12 protein-coding genes and 1 tRNA gene are annotated in these 16,640 nt (G+C 62.2%); 7 read left to right on the top strand and 6 right to left on the bottom strand.

What is annotated here, in order from left to right; all coding sequences use genetic code 11:
- Window positions 1–76: 76 nt before the first annotated feature.
- Window positions 77–151: transfer RNA gene (locus HB630_RS15540), tRNA-Val, on the bottom strand.
- A 106-nt stretch (window positions 152–257) separates the two neighbouring features.
- Window positions 258–617 (bottom strand): response regulator, encoded by a 360-nt coding sequence (locus HB630_RS15535; protein ID WP_212417990.1) that lies wholly within the window; start codon window positions 615–617, stop codon window positions 258–260.
- 305 nt (window positions 618–922) lie between these two features.
- Here HB630_RS15535 and HB630_RS15530 point away from each other — a divergent pair, with 305 nt between their 5' ends.
- Complete coding sequence (locus tag HB630_RS15530) at window positions 923–1,810, top strand: N-formylglutamate amidohydrolase (RefSeq protein ID WP_213773128.1); 888 nt, start codon at window positions 923–925, stop codon at window positions 1,808–1,810.
- 600 nt (window positions 1,811–2,410) lie between these two features.
- Window positions 2,411–3,193 (top strand): histidinol-phosphatase, encoded by a 783-nt coding sequence (hisN, locus tag HB630_RS15525; RefSeq protein WP_213773127.1) that lies wholly within the window; start codon window positions 2,411–2,413, stop codon window positions 3,191–3,193.
- A gap of 130 nt (window positions 3,194–3,323) precedes the next feature.
- Here the strand turns inward: hisN and HB630_RS15520 are convergent, their stop codons facing one another.
- Entirely contained in the window at window positions 3,324–4,217 is an 894-nt protein-coding gene (locus HB630_RS15520; protein WP_213773126.1) for a LysR substrate-binding domain-containing protein, read from the bottom strand.
- 197 nt (window positions 4,218–4,414) lie between these two features.
- On the opposite strand from HB630_RS15520, the gene HB630_RS15515 reads away from it, so the two are divergent.
- Window positions 4,415–5,170, top strand: a complete 756-nt coding sequence (locus HB630_RS15515) for a sulfite exporter TauE/SafE family protein (protein WP_213773125.1) — start codon at window positions 4,415–4,417, stop codon at window positions 5,168–5,170.
- A 94-nt stretch (window positions 5,171–5,264) separates the two neighbouring features.
- Here HB630_RS15515 and HB630_RS15510 read toward each other — a convergent pair whose 3' ends face one another.
- Entirely contained in the window at window positions 5,265–6,212 is a 948-nt protein-coding gene (locus HB630_RS15510) for an alpha/beta hydrolase (RefSeq protein ID WP_213773124.1), read from the bottom strand.
- Window positions 6,213–6,449: 237 nt separating this feature from the next.
- Between HB630_RS15510 and HB630_RS15505 the strand changes: the two genes are divergently transcribed.
- Window positions 6,450–6,926, top strand: coding sequence for an Hsp20 family protein (locus HB630_RS15505; RefSeq protein WP_213773123.1), 477 nt, complete (start codon window positions 6,450–6,452; stop codon window positions 6,924–6,926).
- A 95-nt stretch (window positions 6,927–7,021) separates the two neighbouring features.
- On the opposite strand, the gene HB630_RS15500 is transcribed toward HB630_RS15505, so the two are convergent.
- Complete coding sequence (locus HB630_RS15500) at window positions 7,022–7,747, bottom strand: hypothetical protein (RefSeq protein ID WP_213773122.1); 726 nt, start codon at window positions 7,745–7,747, stop codon at window positions 7,022–7,024.
- Window positions 7,748–8,201: 454 nt separating this feature from the next.
- Between HB630_RS15500 and gltB the strand changes: the two genes are divergently transcribed.
- From gltB to HB630_RS15485, 3 genes are all read left to right on the top strand, one after another.
- Window positions 8,202–12,977, top strand: a complete 4,776-nt coding sequence (gene gltB, locus HB630_RS15495) for a glutamate synthase large subunit (RefSeq protein ID WP_213773121.1) — start codon at window positions 8,202–8,204, stop codon at window positions 12,975–12,977.
- A gap of 150 nt (window positions 12,978–13,127) precedes the next feature.
- Window positions 13,128–14,585, top strand: a complete 1,458-nt coding sequence (locus HB630_RS15490; protein ID WP_213773120.1) for a glutamate synthase subunit beta — start codon at window positions 13,128–13,130, stop codon at window positions 14,583–14,585.
- Window positions 14,586–14,823: 238 nt separating this feature from the next.
- Window positions 14,824–15,084, top strand: a complete 261-nt coding sequence (locus HB630_RS15485; RefSeq protein WP_346656098.1) for a hypothetical protein — start codon at window positions 14,824–14,826, stop codon at window positions 15,082–15,084.
- A gap of 192 nt (window positions 15,085–15,276) precedes the next feature.
- On the opposite strand, the gene HB630_RS15480 is transcribed toward HB630_RS15485, so the two are convergent.
- Window positions 15,277–16,284, bottom strand: a complete 1,008-nt coding sequence (locus tag HB630_RS15480; protein WP_213773118.1) for a DUF2971 domain-containing protein — start codon at window positions 16,282–16,284, stop codon at window positions 15,277–15,279.
- Between the last annotated feature and the right edge of the window lie 356 nt (window positions 16,285–16,640).

The raw sequence follows: 16,640 nt of genomic DNA, 5'->3' as shown, positions 1-16,640 counted from the left end.
CCGTCAGTATTCGCGCCCAGACCGGCGAACCGATGGGAGGGACCATGCGAAGGCGGATTTATAGAGATTGATAAGGTGGTGGGCGCGACAGGGATCGAACCTGTGACCCCTACCATGTCAAGGTAGTGCTCTCCCGCTGAGCTACGCGCCCTAAAACCAATCGTGTCGGGTGGCGTCCGTATATCGGCTCCGGGGCGGGCAGGCAAGGACGCTTGGCCGCGATCCTTCACCTTCCTTGGGCCGATCCGGGGGCCGAATTAGGCCGCCAGCATCTTGTTCACTTCGCTGACCAATTCGCGAAGGTGGACGGGTTTGGCCAATACTTTGGCATTCTTCGGCGCTTCCGAATCCGAATTCAGCGCCACCGCCGCAAAGCCGGTGATGAACATGATCTTGATGTCGGGATCGAGCTCCGAGGCGCGGCGCGCCAGCTCGATGCCGTCCATTTCGGGCATCACGATATCGGTGAGCAGCATCTCGAACGGCTCCTCGCGCAGCCGCTGATAGGCCGACATGCCATTATCGTGGGACGAAACCTGAAAACCCGCATTTTCCAGTGCCTTGACCAGGAAACGGCGCATGTCGTTGTCGTCTTCGGCAAGAAGGATTTTATGCATGGCGGTGGATCGTCGAATCCGAATGAGAGGGGAGGTGTCCGGTTTACTAAGCCGACCGAGAGTAAATTTCGGGTGAAAAGCCCGCCGGCGCGGCTCGCTGTGTTCAAGAAGATTTGTGGACCGGAACGCCGGATAAATCAATCAACGCAGGCGTTTTCTCCCATCTCAGAGACGTTCCAGCCGGTTTCGGATTTTTTCGCTTGGCAGGACGGCCGCGATTACCGACAATGTGCCTCCATAAGAATTTCCGTCCTTTTGGCAGGATGATACGTCCAGAGCGACGGATTCCAGGGACGGCGCCAAGGATGACCCCATTGGAAGGCGAACTATCGCCCCCGTTCGAAATCGTGGAGCCATCCGAGTGGCGGGCGCCCGTTATCTTCAATTCCCCCCATTCGGGCTCGGTCTACCCGCTCGACTTCCTCAACGCCTCGCGCATCGATCTCACGGCGCTGCGGCGCTCTGAAGATTCGTTCATGGACGAGTTGATCGAGGGCCTGAGCGCGCGCGGCTTCCCGGTGGTCCGGGTCAACTTTCCGCGCTCCTATGTCGACGTCAACCGCGAGCCCTACGAACTCGATCCGCGGATGTTCATCGGGCGATTGCCCAGCTTCACCAACACGCGGTCGATGCGGGTGGCCGGCGGTCTCGGCACCATTCCGCGCGTGGTCGGCGACGGGCAGGAGATCTATCGCGAGCGCCTCAGCGTCGACGACGCGCTGGCGCGGATCGAGGCGCTCTACAAGCCCTATCATCGCGCGTTGCGCCGGCTGATCAACAAGGCGCATCAGGCGTTTGGCGCGGTGGTCGTGGTCGACTGCCATTCGATGCCGTCGATCGGCGTAGCGCGGGACGAGCCGCGGCGGCCGGACGTGGTGATCGGCGACCGCTACGGCACCAGCTGCGCGCCGCTATTGCCCGATTTGGTCGAGCAAACCATGCGCGCGCTGGGCTATTCGGTCGGACGCAACAAGCCCTATGCCGGCGGCTTCATCACCGAACATTACGGCAATCCGGCCAGCGGACTGCATACCGTCCAGCTTGAACTCAACCGCGCGATCTACATGGACGAGCGGCGGCGCGAACGCGGCCCGAGATTCGAACAGATCGCGAAGGATTTCGCTACCCTTGCCGATGTGCTGGCGACCGTGCCGCTCGGCGAGCTCGGACCGTTCCAGGCCGCGGCGGAATAGCTCGCTTCCCCGTCGACCTCTTTCGTCATTCCGAAGCGATGCCACCGACTCCCCGCGAAGTGCGGCCCGATGACAGCTTAAGCATCGAACCTAGAATTCAGAAGTTGCAGCTTGAGATTCCAAGTCCGCGCCAACGTCCGCTTCCCGGAAAAAAAGCAATGAGCGAGACCCCAAAAGAAAAAAGGGCCGCTTGAATGACAAGCGGCCCAAGTCTAGGGAGGAAACGCCCAAGGAGGGCAGCGATAGCGCAAGGCGCTACCGCACCGCAACAATATGCGAGCGCGCTGCACAAAAGGCAAGGGTTTTTAATCCATTTCCCATGCAAATTTCGCCGGGCTTGCGCGCATACAACACATGGCGAGGACTTCCGGTCCTTCTGTAAATCCAATGGCTTAAGCCAATGCCCGGCCGGACGAGCGCCTGATCCGCGGATCGCTCTCGATTTCGTGACCGGCTTGGTTACCAAAAACCCACCGCCGCTCCGGCCGATTCCTGCATGCAAAATACCAGTGACTGAATCGGGATGTCCGTGCGTGATTCGCCGGATTGGGCTAGGCAATAGCCGAAGCAGTTTCCGCATCCTGACTTTAAGGAACAACCGTGACGGTCATCGATTTCACAGCCTTCATCGGCCGGCTTGCGACCGCCTCCGGCGAGACCATCCTGCCGTTCTTCCGGACCTCGCTCAGCGTCGACAATAAAAGCGTCGGACGCGACTTCGATCCGGTGACCGAAGCCGACCGCGCCGCGGAGGCGGTGATGCGGCGGCTGATCAAGGCGAATTTTCCCCAGCACGGCATTATCGGCGAGGAATTCGGCAGCGAGCGCGAGGACGCCGACTATGTCTGGGTGCTCGATCCGATCGACGGCACCAAATCCTTCATCGCGGGTTTTCCGATCTGGGGCACGCTGATCGCGCTGCTGCACAAGCGCACGCCCGTATTCGGCATGATGCACCAGCCCTATATCGGCGAACGTTTTAGCGGCGACAGCGGCTCGGCGCATTATCGCGGGCCAACGGGCGAGCGGAAGCTGGCGGTACGGCGGTGCGCCGCGCTCAAGGACGCGACCCTGTTCACCACCAGTCCGCTGTTGATGAACGCCGCCGACCGCGCCATCTTCGGCCGCGTCGAGGAAGCGGCGCGGCTGACGCGCTATGGCGGCGACTGCTATTCCTACTGCATGCTGGCGGCCGGCCATCTCGACCTCGTCATCGAGACCGAGTTGAAACCCTACGATATCGCCGCACTGATTCCGATCATCACCGGCGCCGGCGGCGTCGTCACCACCTGGGAAGGCGAACCCGCGCAGAGCGGCGGCCGGATCATCGCCGCGGGCGATCCGCGCCTGCACGAAGCCGCCCTGAAGCTGCTCAACAGCTAAAGCCTTATCGGTTCTGATTGAATCAGAACCGGGCTCTAACATTTTATTTGACGCGTTTTCTTCACGCGAACCGGAAGCCATTTCGCTCGAAAACGCTATCGAGCAATGCCGGCCCGACTGCCTCGAAAGCCTATGGAATGGCGGCCCCGCGCAAATGCTCGACCAGCAGCTTGGCCGGCCGCGGCAGCGACTTGAAACTGCGCGCGCAGATCACGAGCTTGCGGTTGGCCCAGGCGTCGCGGATCCGGACCGTGGCAAGCGGCATCGATCTCGCACAGCGTCTCGCCGCCACTTCCGGAACAACCCCGATGCCGACATCGGCCGCCACCATCTGGCAGATCGCGTCGAAATCGCGCAAGCGGGCCCGGAAACGCAGGCGCATGCCGAGCCGCGCGGCATGCTTGGCGATGTGAAGCTGGAGCGCCGTCGCATTCGTCAGCCCGACGAAATCGTGCCCGGCAACTTCCTGAAAATCGATCTGGCGGCGGCCGGCGAACACTCCGCGTCGCGCCGTTACCAGCATCAGGCGATCTTCGCTGAACAGAAATCGCTCGATATTGTCAGGCAAGGCGTGTTCGGCGGCAAAGCCGACATCGGCCGCGCCGGTCGCAACCGCCGCGGCAATATCGGTGCTTTCGCGTTCCTCGACATCGACATTGATATCCGGATGCGCGCGCAAGAAAGCCGCGAGCGCTTTCGGCAGATGCTCGGACAGGCCGGAAGTGGTGGCGAGCAAAAGGACGCTGGCCTTGGCGCCGCTGGCGAAGGCTGCGAGATCGCCCTGCATCGCCTCCACATTGTGGATCACGACCCGGGCATGATCGAGCAGGCTTTCCCCCGCCGCGGTCAGTTCGATCCCGCGCCGGCCGCGCTTCAGCAATGTCACGCCCAGCGCCTGTTCCAGCCCCTTGATGCGCGCACTGGCCGAGGCCAGCGCCAGATGGGCCGCCAGCGCGCCACGCGTGATGCTGCGCGCATCGGCCACCGCGATGAAAAGCTGCAAGTCGATCAGGTCGAAACGCATGGCGGTTTCCTAACCCTCATGGCGAGGAGGCGCCTTGCGCCGTCTCGGGCCGTGAGGCCGGTGACATCATCCTTCGAGATGCGGCCAAGCGGCCGCTCCTCAGGATGAGGATTGGCGGGATGCCTTCGTCATAGCCGAAGGCTATATCCGTAACCTCCAGATTGTGCCGGTGGCGCCGATCGGTCAATGTGCCCGGCATGTTCGACCCTCTCCTCTTCTTTATCGCGGCGGCGTTCCTGCTCGCCGGTTTCATCAAGGGCGTCATCGGCCTCGGCCTGCCGACGGTGTCGATGGGCTTGCTAGCGGTGACGATGCCGCCCGCGCATGCGCTTGCCATCGTGATTGCGCCGGCGATCATCACCAATATCTGGCAGACCTTTGTCGGCCCCTATCTGCTCGGCATCATCAAACGGTTGTGGCCGCTGATGTTGGGCACGGTGGCCGGCATCTGGTTGAACGGGGGGATGCTGACCGGGCCGTATGCCCGCTATGGCACCATCGTTCTGGGCGTGTTGCTGATGATTTACGCCGTCGTCGGCCTGAATAAACTCGCTTTCAGCGTCGCGCGGGGCAACGAAAAATGGATCGGCGGTATCGTCGGGCTGGTCACCGGTATGATTTCCGCCGCGACCGGCGTGCAGGTGATCCCGTCGATGCCGTATATGCAGTCGATCGGCATGGAGAAGGACGAGCTGGTGCAGGCGCTCGGGGTGTATTTCACCGCCGCGACGCTCGGGCTCGCCTACAATCTCACCGGCGCCGGCCTGTTGAATGCATCGACCGCGCTGCCCGGGATGGTCGCAATGGCCTGCTCCTTCGCTGGCATGTTCATCGGCCAAGGGGTGCGCTCGCGGCTGGAGCCGGAAGCCTTCCGCCGCTGGTTCCTGATCGCGATGATCTTTCTCGGCATCTATCTCGTGGCTATCGCGATCTACAATATCGCGCGCGCCTAGAGCGTTTTCGAGCGAAAGCCTGCCCCGGACTTGATTCGGGGTGGATACCGGTGCGCGTGAAGAAAACGCGTAGAACCGATCATGACGACCGCACTCACCCAAACAGCGGCGTACCCGGCACGAAGGCGTCGAACGCCGCCCAGAATTGCGACCGGTAGCGGTCCTGTTCCTGCAAGATTTCGTGCTTCGAGCCGGCGATGACGAGATGCGAGCCGGCGCGCAAATGATAGGCGAACTCCTCGATCGCCGGCGTCGAGACCACGCTGTCGTTGCTGGCGGCCAGCATCAGGATCGGCTGCCGGATCAGCGAGGGATAATGCGTGGCGCGGAAAGTATGCATCGCGCTGAACGCCGCATCGGCCCACGCGATGGTCGGCGCCGCGATGCCCAGCGTGGGGTCTTCCGCGAGGATCGCCGCGTTGCGCGCATAGCGCACGGGATCGCTGGTCACGGGATTGTTGACAAAGGACGACAGCCCCACCAACTGGCCGTTGCCGCCCGGGATGTAGCGGCCGCCCTGCCCCGTCAGCCGCAACAGACGCAGCAGCGCGGTCGGCAGAAACGAGGTGCGGCGCCCGGGAAGGTCGATCATCGGCGCCGACAGCACCATGCGATCGAACCAGCGCTTGCCGGCATAGGCGATGCGCAGCATCACCGCGCCGCCCATCGAATGCGCCAGCGCGAAAAACGGCGGCGGGCAGTCCGGCAGCACCACCTGCTGCACGAAGGTTTCGACGTCGATTTCGTAATCGGAGAAACGGCGGACATAGCCCTTGCGCGGATCGCGCAGGCGGCGGGACGAATGGCCCTGCCCGCGCCAATCGATCATCGCCACCGCAAAGCCGCGGTCGCGCAGGTCGCGCACGGTCTCGAAATATTTTTCGATTGTCTCGCCGCGCCCGGTGAAGACGCAGACGGTGCCTTTGCGGCCGGCAGGCGGCGCCCAGCGCGCAAACCGCAGTTCCGCGCCATCCGGCGTCTTGATCGTGCCCGAGACGACATCTTCCGGAACGGGATTGGCGGGAATCGAGACGAGCGTCATGGGGGACCGGCTAGGGGAAAAACGCTGGAAATCAAGGGCGCAAGCAGCAAAAAACGGCGCGTCCCGACCCTCTTGAACGCCCTTGGCGTTTCACCCATATCATCCCCGTGCAGGCCGCTACCAGTGTTTCGGAACCGAAATCACAAGGCTTCGAAATCACCAGGCTGCACAAGGACGAAAGCCCGGCCCTATGGCGGGCGGGTTAACTGCAACAGTCGCTCAATGGAGGACTATCCTATGCGTACCTACGACCTTACCCCGTTTTATCGTTCCACCGTCGGCTTCGATCGTCTCTTCTCCCTGCTCGATCAGGCGACCTCGGACGGCAGCCCCGGCTATCCGCCCTATAATATCGAGCGTACCGGTGAGAACAGCTACCGCATCACCGTCGCCGTGTCCGGCTTCGCGCTGGGCGAGCTTTCGATCGTCGCGAAGGAAAATACGCTGACGATCAAGGGCGAAAAAACCGCCAACGAGAACGGCCAGGATAAATCCGAGGTGCTCTATCGCGGCATCGCGGCCCGCGCCTTCGAGCGCGCATTCCAGCTTGCCGATTTCGTGCAGGTGAAGAACGCCTCGCTCGAGCACGGCCTGCTCCACGTCGATCTCGTCCGCGAAATTCCCGAGGCCAAGAAGCCGCGCAGCATTCCGATCAGCTCCGGCGGCCAGGCTCCGCAGGTGGTCGACGGCTCGGCTGCCAAGGTCGCCGCCTAAACAGCGGCTTCTGATTTCGGCAGGTATTGGCTGAAACGAAACGCCCCGGGAAACCGGGGCGTTTTTTGTGGCTGGAATGACGCGTGACGTTGAGCTCACTCAAACCCCTGCACCTTCGGCATCTCCTGCGTCGGCAGGATCTGCGGCGGCGAAGGCTTGGCCTCGGCCGTGCCCGGAGTGGCAAGTGCCGGAGCGGGCGGCGTATCGGCCGGCCTTACCTGATTGGCCGCTGACTGCTGCTCCGGCGCTGGAGTGGGCTTGGCTGCAAGCGGTTTCGACTCCGGCCCGCCCTCGATGACATGCGGCGGCGTCTCCCTCGGCAGCGGTACCACGGACGGCATGCGGCTCGCGACGCGCGGTATCAATGCCGGCGGCCGCGGCACGCCGCTGGCCTGGCTCACCGGCGGCAATGGCCCCGCCGGTCCATAGGCGCCGGTCGGGCCGTCATAAAAATTTGCGCCCATACGATAAGCCGGAACGAAGCGGATGATCCGCCCGTCACGGGCGTCGATCACCAGGCGGCCGTCGTCTCCACCGCGATCGATCACGGCAATCGTATAGACGAAGCCGTGCTGGTGCGGAGTTCCGAGCGGCGAAAACCCGTTCTCGCGCACCACCGTATAGACCTCCATCGCCGGCAGCAGCCGCGGGCCATCGCGCTCGACCGCGCCCGGCGGCATCGCCGCGGAAGGTCCGTCGAAATCGGAAACCAGGACATAGCGGGGATTTCCGGCCCCAGATGGGGCCAGCATCTGGGCATTTGCGGACGCGGCGGCCAGAATAACGCCTGCCGACATGATCCATCCCGTGAACAGCTTCATCGCCTCACTCCTGTAAGCCCCCGATTCTTGCAGACCCCTACTCCTGTAGGCATCCTGGTTCCGGAGCTTTTTTGCTCCTTGGTCCCACCCGTAATCTCGGTGCGGAATCCGGCGGTCCTTGGGCCGGATCGCGGCGCGGCCGCCTCAAATCCGCGGCGCTGGCTGCATCGGACGAGCGACTTTCACGCGCTTGTGTGATAGAAAAAAATTTGGCATGGTCGGATTTAGGACAGCTTAACTGTCTTAATTGCGGTGCTTGCCCGGCACGGGGATTGCACTGAGCGTCGGGCGCGCACGCGCCAGAAGGCCAAGGGCAAGGTCGTTCATCCTGACGTTGAACGCCCGGGCCTTTAATTCTGAAAATGCGGCTCGCGGAGGACGAGCGGTGGCCCGGTGGGTGCCGCAGCAGCCAAGGTGCGCCGCCACAACGGTGAGGCACTGAGAGGACTTGAAAATGAGCGGGTCGGAATTCGAGCACGAAAACGTCGTGACGGCTGTGCGGTCGGCGGCCTCGGATTCGAAACCTGTCGAAGCCTTGCACACCGAAACCTTGCACAACGAAACCTTGCACGCGTCACAGCGCGAACATGATTGGCGGCCGCCGGCCGAGGGACTTTACGACCTCAGCCTGGAAAAGGATTCCTGCGGCGTCGGCTTCATCGCCAACATCAAGGGCAAGAAATCGCACCAGATCGTCTCCGACGCGATCAGCATCCTCTGCAATCTCGAGCATCGCGGCGCGGTCGGCGCCGATCCGCGCGCCGGCGACGGCGCCGGCATCCTGGTGCAGATCCCGCACGCCTTCTTCGCGCGCAAGGCCGCCGAAATCGGCTTCCAACTGCCGAATCCCGGCGAATACGCCATCGGCGCGCTGTTCATGCCGAAGGAAACGGCGTGGCGCAAAGTCATCAAGAGCATCATCGCCGACCAGATCAAGGCCGAAGGATTGGTGCTGCTCGGCTGGCGCGACGTGCCGACCGACAATTCCTCGCTCGGCGAAACCGTCAAGCCGACCGAACCCGCCAACATGCAGGTGTTCATCGGCCGCAACGGCACGGCCAAGAGCGAAGACGATTTCGAGCGCCGGCTCTACATCCTGCGCAAGTCGATCTCGCAGGCGATCTACCAGCGCCGCGAGCGCGGCCTGGCCGGCTATTACCCGGTCTCGATGTCGTGCCGCACCGTGATCTACAAGGGCATGTTCCTCGCCGACCAGCTCGGCAGCTACTATCCCGACCTGCACGAACCGGATTTCGACAGCGCGCTGGCGCTGGTGCATCAGCGCTTTTCCACCAACACTTTCCCGACCTGGTCGCTGGCGCACCCCTATCGCATGGTGGCGCATAACGGCGAGATCAACACGCTGCGCGGCAACGTCAACTGGATGGCGGCGCGGCAGGCTTCGGTCAGTTCGGAACTCTACGGCAGGGACATCAGCCGGCTGTGGCCGATCTCCTATGAAGGACAAAGCGACACCGCCTGTTTCGACAACGCGCTCGAATTCCTGGTGCAGGGCGGCTACTCGCTGCCGCACGCGGTCATGATGATGATTCCGGAAGCCTGGGCCGGCAATCCGCTGATGGATGAGCAGCGCCGCTCGTTCTACGAATACCACGCCGCGATGATGGAGCCGTGGGACGGCCCCGCCGCGATCGCCTTCACCGACGGCCGCCAGATCGGCGCCACGCTCGACCGCAACGGCCTGCGGCCGGCGCGCTATCTCGTCACCCGCGACGACCGCATCGTGATGGCGTCCGAAATGGGCGTGCTGAAGATTCCGGAGGACCAGATCGTCACCAAGTGGCGGCTGCAACCCGGCAAGATGCTGCTGGTCGACCTCGAACAGGGCCGCCTGATTCCCGACGACGAGATCAAGTCACAGCTGGCCAAGAGCCATCCCTATCGCGAATGGCTCCGCCGCACCCAGATCGTGCTGGAAGAACTGCCGGACGCGCCGGTCAAGGGCATGCGCTCCAACCTGCCGCTGCTGGACCGGCAGCAGGCGTTCGGCTATTCGCAGGAAGACATCAACATCCTGATGACGCCGATGGCGGCCACCGGCGAGGAAGCCGCGGGCTCGATGGGCAACGACACGCCGATCTCGGCGCTGTCGGACAAGCCGAAGCAGCTCTTCACCTATTTCAAGCAGAATTTCGCCCAGGTCACCAACCCGCCGATCGATCCGATCCGCGAGGAACTGGTGATGAGCCTGGTCTCGATCATCGGGCCGCGTCCCAACCTGTTCGATCTGCAGGGGCTTGCCGCCACCAAGCGGCTTGAAGTGCGCCAGCCGATCCTGACCGACGCGGATCTGGAGAAGATCCGCTCGATCTCCGACATCGTCGACAGCCATTTCAAGTCGCGCACGCTCGACACCACCTTCCATGCCGGCTTCGGCGCGGCCGGGATGGAGCAGGTGCTCGACGAATTATGCGCGCGCGCCGAAGCCGCGGTCCGCGAGGGCGTCAACATCATCATCCTGTCCGACCGCATGACGGGCTCGGACCGGATTCCGATTCCCTCGCTGCTCGCCTGCGCCGCCGTGCATCATCATCTGATCCGCGTCGGCCTGCGCACCTCGGTCGGTCTGGTGATCGAATCCGGCGAGCCGCGCGAGGTGCATCACTTCGCCTGCCTCGCCGGCTACGGCGCCGAGGCGATCAATCCCTACCTCGCATTCGAGACCATCGTCGCGATGAAGGACCGGCTGCCGGGCGCGCTCGACGATTACGAGGTCGTCAAGCGCTACATCAAGTCGATCGGCAAGGGCCTGTTGAAGGTAATGTCGAAGATGGGCATCTCGACCTATCAATCCTATTGCGGCGCGCAGATCTTCGACGCGATCGGATTGAAGGCGGATTTTATCTCGAAATATTTCGCCGGCACCCACACCCGCATCGAAGGCGTCGGCCTTGCCGAAATCGCCGAGGAAACCACCCGCCGCCACGCCGACGCGTTCGGCGAGGCGCCGGTCTACAAGAACGCGCTCGATGTCGGCGGCGAATATGCCTACCGCACCCGCGGCGAGGACCACGCCTGGACCGCGGAATCGGTCTCCGCGCTGCAACACGCGGTGCGCGGCAATTCGCTGGAGCGCTACAAGGCGTTCGCCAAGATCCTCAACGAGCAGTCGGAGCGGTTGCTGACGCTGCGCGGCCTGTTCAGGATCAGGAACGCCGAGGACGAGAAGCGCAAGCCGGTACCGCTCAGCGAGGTCGAGCCTGCCAAGGACATCGTCAAGCGTTTCGCCACCGGCGCGATGTCGTTCGGTTCGATTTCGCGCGAGGCGCACACCACGCTCGCCATCGCCATGAACCGGATCGGCGGCAAGTCCAACACCGGCGAAGGCGGCGAAGAGGCCGATCGCTTCAAGCCGCTGCCGAACGGCGATTCGATGCGCTCGGCGATCAAGCAGGTGGCCTCGGGCCGTTTCGGCGTGACGACGGAATATCTCGTCAACTCCGACATGATGCAGATCAAGATGGCGCAGGGCGCCAAGCCCGGCGAAGGCGGACAACTGCCCGGCCACAAGGTTGACGCCACCATCGCCAAGGTCCGGCATTCGACGCCGGGCGTCGGCCTGATCTCGCCGCCGCCGCACCACGACATCTATTCGATCGAGGATCTGGCGCAGCTGATCTACGACCTGAAGAACGTCAATTCGGAAGGCCAGGTCTCGGTCAAGCTGGTTTCCGAAATCGGCGTCGGCACCGTCGCCGCCGGCGTCGCCAAGGCGCGCGCCGACCATGTCACCATTTCCGGTTTCGAAGGCGGCACCGGCGCCTCGCCGCTCACCTCGATCAAGCATGCCGGTTCGCCGTGGGAGATTGGCCTCGCCGAAACCCACCAGACGCTGGTGCGCGAGCGGCTGCGCAGCCGCATCGTGGTGCAGGTCGATGGCGGCTTCCGCACCGGGCGGGACGTCGTGATCGGCGCGCTGTTGGGCGCCGACGAGTTCGGCTTCGCCACCGCGCCGTTGATCGCGGCCGGCTGCATCATGATGCGCAAGTGCCACCTCAACACCTGCCCGGTCGGCGTCGCGACCCAGGACCCGGTGCTGCGCAAGCGCTTCACCGGCCAGCCCGAGCACGTCATCAACTTCTTCTTCTTCGTCGCCGAGGAAGTGCGCGAGATCATGGCTTCGCTCGGCTACCGCAGCTTCAACGAGATGATCGGCCAGACCCAGATGCTCGACCAGTCGAAGCTGGTGGCGCATTGGAAGGCCAAGGGACTCGACTTCTCGAAGCTGTTCGTGCGCCAGAAGGAACTGCCCGGCCAGAAGATCCACCATTCCGAAAACCAGAACCATCATCTGGAAGCCGTGCTCGACCGCCGGCTGATCGAGAAGTCGCAAGCCGCGCTCGACCGCGGCGCGCCGGTCAAGTTCGACATGGAGATCAACAACACCGACCGTTCCGCCGGCGCGATGCTGTCCGGCGCGGTGGCGAAGATCTATGGCCATGCCGGCCTGCCGCTCGACACCATCCAGGTGAACTTCAAGGGCACCGCCGGACAGGCGTTCGGCGCCTGGCTGGCGCGCGGCGTCACCTTCGACCTCGAAGGCGAAGGCAACGACTATGTCGGCAAGGGCCTTTCCGGCGGCCGCATCATCGTCAAGCCGCCGCGGGAATCCGGCATCGTGCCGGAAGAATCGATCGTGGTCGGCAACACCGTGATGTACGGCGCGATCGAGGGCGAATGCTATTTCCGCGGCATCGCCGGCGAGCGCTTCGCGGTGCGCAACTCCGGCGCGGTCGCGGTGGTCGAAGGCGCCGGCGATCATTGCTGCGAATACATGACCGGCGGCATCGTCGTGGTGCTCGGCAAGACCGGGCGCAACTTCGCGGCCGGCATGTCCGGCGGCGTCGCCTATGTGCTGGACGAAGAGGGCTCCTTCGACAAGCTCTGCAACATGGCGATGGTCGAACTCGAACCGGTGCTCTCGGAAGAGATGATCAACGAGGACGCCTATCACCACACCGGCGATCTCGAGGCGCATGGCCGGGTCGACGTGTTCAAGGACCTGCTCGATGCCGATGTCGAGCGGCTGCATATCCTGATCACGCGCCACGCCAAGCTAACCGGCTCGAAACGCGCCGCCGATATCCTCGCGAACTGGAAGACGTGGCTGCCGAAATTCCGCAAGGTGATGCCGGTGGAATACCGCCGCGCGCTGAAGGAAATGAAGGCCAACGCGGACGCCGAGCCGAAAATCGCGATCGGGGCGTAGTCACACGAGACCGTCATTGCGAGCGTAGCGAAGCAATCCATCGGGCCGCAGTGCAAGAATGGATTGCTTCGTCGCTCCGCTCCTCGCAATGACGGGGGCGTGGCGGAAAGAAACGAAGACGAACTTGAGAGATGCAGGGGCCTGGACGTAATGGGCAAGATTACAGGTTTTCTCGAAATCGAACGTCACGATCGCAAATATGCGCCGGTGGCCGAGCGCCTCAAAAGCTATCGCGAATTCGTCGTTCCCTTGAGCGAGAAGGAAACCCGCGACCAGGCCGCGCGCTGCATGAATTGCGGCATTCCCTATTGCCACGGCACCGGCGCCGTCGCGCCGGGCACGCCGGGCTGCCCGGTCAACAACCAGATCCCCGACTTCAACGATCTGGTCTATCAGGGCAATTGGGAAGAGGCCGCACGCAACCTGCATTCGACCAATAATTTTCCCGAATTCACCGGCCGCATCTGTCCCGCGCCGTGCGAAGCCTCCTGCACGCTCAACATCGACGACAATCCCGTCACCATCAAGACCATCGAATGCGCGATCGTCGACCGTGCCTGGGACAATGGCTGGCTCAAGCCGGAAATCGCACCGCACAAGACCGGCAAGAAGGTCGCCGTGATCGGCTCCGGCCCGGCGGGGCTGGCCTGCGCGCAGCAGCTCGCGCGCGCCGGCCACGAGGTGCATGTCTATGAGAAGAACGCCAAGGCCGGCGGCCTGCTGCGCTATGGCATTCCCGACTTCAAGATGGAGAAGCATGTCATCGACCGCCGCGTCGCGCAGATGGAAGCCGAGGGCGTGACGTTCCATTACGGCGCCCCTGTCGGCGGCGCGGCGCCGGGCGCGATTGATCCGCACGAGCTGGCGAAGCAGTATGACGCGCTGGCGCTGACCGGCGGCGCCGAAGCGCCGCGCGACCTGCCGATTCCCGGCCGCGACCTCGCCGGCATTCACTTCGCGATGGATTTCCTGCCGCAGCAGAACCGCCGCGTCGCCAGCGAGCCGCTCAACGGCACGGCCGACATTCTCGCCGGCGGCAAGCATGTAGTGGTGATCGGCGGCGGCGACACCGGCTCGGACTGCATCGGCACTTCGTTCCGGCAGGGCGCGCTCTCGGTGACCCAGCTCGAGATCATGGCTGCGCCGCCCGAGCACGAGGACAAGGGCCTGACCTGGCCGAACTGGCCGTTGAAGATGCGCACCTCCTCAAGCCAGGCCGAAGGCGCCAGGCGCGAATTCGCGGTGCTGACGCAGAAGTTTTCCGGCGCCGACGGCAAGGTGGCAAAACTGCATGGCGTGCAGGTCGATGACAAGTTCAAGCCGCTGCCCGGCACCGAGTTCGAGATCGAGGCGCAGCTCGTGCTGCTGGCGATGGGTTTTGTGCATCCGGTGCATGAGGGCCTGTTGAAGACGCTCGGCGTCGATCTCGACCAGCGCGGCAATGTGCGGGCCAACACCGAGAACTATCAGACCTCGAAGCCCAACGTGTTCTCGGCCGGCGACATGCGCCGCGGCCAATCGCTCGTGGTCTGGGCGATCCGCGAGGGCCGGCTCTGCGCCCGCGCGGTCGATCAGTTCTTGATGGGGACGACGAATCTGCCGCGGTGAGATTCGGCTGGCCGGTTCATGGCTGCCCTTCGAGATTGCTACAGTTGGGTGGGAACCGCGAACAGCATGCTGTAGCATTGATAAACTTGGCGAATTGTCTCGCCGGTGCTTCGCTACGCCATTGCAACCGCCCCGGTGTCCCGAGCCCCATCGCCCTCAGGCCCAGCGCGGTCTGGAACGATCATCCGTGGTGCTCGTTAACTTGCCTCTGTGGCAAGGAGGCCGAGGCATGAGGACAATGACCGTAGCTCTCGGAACGGCCCTGGTGCTGTGTAGCCCGGAGACGTTCAGTGCGGCAGCGCATGCGCAAAAGGCCAGGGGCGTTCGCGAACCACGCGAGATCGTCACCGTGGTAAAGCCAACTCCTTACTGGGATTATTATATCGTTCCACGATATCGTTATCGCCCGCAGGACGATCGGGTCGATCCATACGGACCGCCCGTAGCGCCGGTGATACGCTATGGAAATCAAGAGGAATATATTCCGGCGTGGAACTGAATAGTAAGCGTAGCCTGGATGATCGAAGCGACATCCAGGATTTCATGTCCCGGTTTTAGTCCCGGCGCCGACGGCAAGGTGTAGAACCGCATTGGGTGTGTGGAATTTCGCACTATTTCGCGAGCATTGCTAAAGCTCGCTAGATTGGAGCAAACACGACCATACTAGAATTCCGTCAGACGGTTCCGCGCCCTAAAGCCGTGTCGCTTCCAGCATGTCGGTGACACCAATCGGCCGCACCAGATAAAAATCGCAATCTGCCCCGACCTTCTGAAGGTTCGCGATGTCTTCGGTCCTCTTGTGAAAGTCGTAGCGATAGCCAAAATGAATTGACTTGATCATCTTTGGGTCCAGATTCCATAAACACACAGGTGGCGTACCGTCTACGCGCTCGTTACAATCAGACAACCGCTTCAACATTCTCCATTCGTTCTGGTATTCCCAGCATGAGTTCTTGACCAAAAAGGAATAGTAAGGATTTCGCCAAAAATTTTCTATGTACTCATCCGTGTAGATCACTTTCCTTAGAAGTGACCGTTCCTCTTTTTTATCACTGTGAAAAAAGAAACTATGAGCGCTGTCCAGTCCCACGACAAAACCGCCAAAGCTTTCGGCGTAGCGGAGCCACATAGCCTCATTTAGAGGATCCTCGGTAAGTGATAAAATTCCTACCTTTGCCGAGATCTCCTCCATCAACTTATCGAAATCCGCTTCAAGGCGTGCAAAAATCACCGTCAAAAGCGGTCCGATGATCTGCTGCGCTTGCTCCAACTGTGAATGGATAAATGCATGGCCCGCTGGAGAAGTTAGTATCGCCTCCAAGTGAAGTCCTTCGCTCCGTGTTATTTTGCGACCTAGCTCCTCCTCGCCATAGTCAGTGCATTTTTCGAGCAAGACGTCTTTGTCATTAAACACGCGGGGCAGGACATGCCTAAGGCCGGTTTCTATATATTTTCGAAGTCCGATGTCGCGAGCTTCTTTCCATCGGCGGCTCATCTCGCGAGGATCGTCAAGAGTTTCTTTCTGAGAGAATCTCATCTGAGGACGAGAGAAGAACTCTCTTCGTGCAGAGGAAAAGTATTTGTAGATAGAGGCCGCGACGTACTTGGCCTCCTCAACCTTCTCTACGTCGGGATCGAGAATAGAGGCTAGATCGAACTGATCCGGTATCTCGCTAACGTATTTGTTGGCCAGCCCCAAGAGTACTCCTCCTAACGATCTAATGTGTTCAATGGACGCTTTCGGACAGGTCTTCTTCAATCGAATCGATAAGCGAACATTACGACACGCGCATCCTAGAAATGCAAAAAACAACCGCAGTATGTAGGATGGGTGGAGCGAAACGATACCGATCCATTGCAGTTTGCGAAGCTGATCGATTTGGCTAAGGGCTCAATCCTCCCCGCACATCGGTGAGCCGAAGCGACGTGAGCACGCCACTGATTTGCCCGACGGGCAATTCCTGTCCACCCCATCCCGAAAAAATATTTAGCTTCTCCCTGCGCTAAAATCAGCATTATGGAGTCGCCCGTCCCGCCTCGATCAGAGGGGCGTAT

The organism is Bradyrhizobium sp. dw_78 (genome assembly GCF_018449525.1).
Lineage (GTDB): Bacteria > Pseudomonadota > Alphaproteobacteria > Rhizobiales > Xanthobacteraceae > Bradyrhizobium.
This window is presented reverse-complemented; position numbering and strand designations above follow the sequence as displayed.

What these genes read in the sequence shown, in the direction of transcription:
- HB630_RS15485 (WP_346656098.1), top strand. Translation starts at nt 14,824, where the DNA reads ATGACCGTAGCTCTCGGAACGGCCCTGGTGCTGTGTAGCCCGGAGACG.
- HB630_RS15500 (WP_213773122.1), bottom strand. Translation starts at nt 7,747, where the DNA reads ATGAAGCTGTTCACGGGATGGATCATGTCGGCAGGCGTTATTCTGGCC.
- HB630_RS15530 (WP_213773128.1), top strand. Translation starts at nt 923, where the DNA reads ATGACCCCATTGGAAGGCGAACTATCGCCCCCGTTCGAAATCGTGGAG.
- HB630_RS15515 (WP_213773125.1), top strand. Translation starts at nt 4,415, where the DNA reads ATGTTCGACCCTCTCCTCTTCTTTATCGCGGCGGCGTTCCTGCTCGCC.
- HB630_RS15520 (WP_213773126.1), bottom strand. Translation starts at nt 4,217, where the DNA reads ATGCGTTTCGACCTGATCGACTTGCAGCTTTTCATCGCGGTGGCCGAT.
- HB630_RS15490 (WP_213773120.1), top strand. Translation starts at nt 13,128, where the DNA reads ATGGGCAAGATTACAGGTTTTCTCGAAATCGAACGTCACGATCGCAAA.
- HB630_RS15510 (WP_213773124.1), bottom strand. Translation starts at nt 6,212, where the DNA reads ATGACGCTCGTCTCGATTCCCGCCAATCCCGTTCCGGAAGATGTCGTC.
- gltB (WP_213773121.1), top strand. Translation starts at nt 8,202, where the DNA reads ATGAGCGGGTCGGAATTCGAGCACGAAAACGTCGTGACGGCTGTGCGG.
- HB630_RS15505 (WP_213773123.1), top strand. Translation starts at nt 6,450, where the DNA reads ATGCGTACCTACGACCTTACCCCGTTTTATCGTTCCACCGTCGGCTTC.
- HB630_RS15535 (WP_212417990.1), bottom strand. Translation starts at nt 617, where the DNA reads ATGCATAAAATCCTTCTTGCCGAAGACGACAACGACATGCGCCGTTTC.